Here is a 1,298-nt window from a genome sequence, read left to right as displayed (position 1 = left end):
CTTACATCCTTTACACCATTGCCATGACAGGTTTAATTTATCCCATTGCTGGTCACTGGGTATGGGCCGTTGGTGGTTGGCTGGGGAAACTAGGGATGGTTGATTTCGCCGGGTCGGCTGTTATCCATGCGCTTGGCGGCTTCTCAGCACTTGCTGCCGCTATGATCATCGGCCCCCGGATCGGTAAATTCTCTGCCGACGGCTCAGCGAACATCGTTCCCCCCTCCAATTTACCGCTAGCTTCCGTAGGAGCCTTCATCCTCTGGTTTGGCTGGTTCGGCTTCAACTCAGGCAGTACCCTTAGCGCTACCAACACGTCTATCGGCCATATCGCTGTAACGACCATGTTGGCCGCAGCAGCAGGCAGCGCAACCTGCATCCTGTTTACGATGATGCGCTATCGCAAGGCTGACCCGCCCATGGTCATCAACGGCGCACTTGCAGGGCTAGTCGGCATTACCGCAGGCTGCGCATTTGTTAGCGATGTTGCCGCCATTTGCATTGGAGCCATTTGCGGCATAGCAATGGTCTACGCAACGGAAATGCTGGAAGCAAGACAAATCGATGACCCCGTCGGAGCATTTCCTGTGCACGGGATCAGCGGCAGCATCGGAACCTTAGCTGTAGGCTTATTCGCTCAACCTGATGCTATCCGCGAAGGAACAGCCGGTTTATTTTATGGTGGCGGATTCGGTCTGCTAGGCGTTCAAGCATTAGGTCTCGTTACGGTTTGTATATGGGGTTTCGCCATTACTTGGGGCGTCATGAAACTTATTAATCTAATCGTACCATTGCGCGTGAGCAGTGACGAGGAACTCGTAGGCTTAGATGTAGGGATCCACGGGGTTCCCGCTTATAGCCAGGAGGACGGTTTTCTGGACTTGCAACATTTGAAAAAAGGATAGAACGTCAGCAAAAAACCCTTCCAGCTGGAAGGGTTTTAATTTTTTATTAATGAAGCAATTCTTCGAATTCTTCGGGAATGGTAATGTCCTCGCCAGGCTTGGATTCGTTCATAATCTGTCTGGCACGCGCGATTTCGGCACGCAGCTTGTTCACCTGTTCCATTGGCTTCTTCACATAATGAATATACTCAACGGCCAGATGATGGTCAGGTTTCTTCCCCGTAAACATGCGACGAAGTGAAGACATCGCCTGATAAGCTCGCTCTTCCTTCATTCTCTTCATTTCGTAACGCTCCACTACCTGCTCGATCTCTAAAGCCTGCTGTTCCTTGCGGGCAATGAAAGCTTCCAAGAAAGGAAATACCTCCGCGGCTTTCCTTGATGGCCTTTGAG

At 51.2% G+C, this 1,298-nt stretch carries 2 protein-coding genes; one reads left to right on the top strand and one right to left on the bottom strand.

The genetic code is table 11. The annotated features are described in order from the left end of the window. Positions 1-905: ammonium transporter (locus tag AC1DUA_RS38015; RefSeq protein ID WP_477504633.1), on the top strand; the 905-nt coding region annotated here is incomplete at its 5' end. Between the two features lie 46 nt (positions 906-951). On the opposite strand, the gene AC1DUA_RS38010 is transcribed toward AC1DUA_RS38015, so the two are convergent. After that, positions 952-1,298 (bottom strand): hypothetical protein (locus tag AC1DUA_RS38010; RefSeq protein WP_477504632.1); only part of this gene is annotated, 347 nt, incomplete at its 5' end.

Source organism: Paenibacillus sp. 01T422 (assembly GCF_056398785.1).
This window is presented reverse-complemented; position numbering and strand designations above follow the sequence as displayed.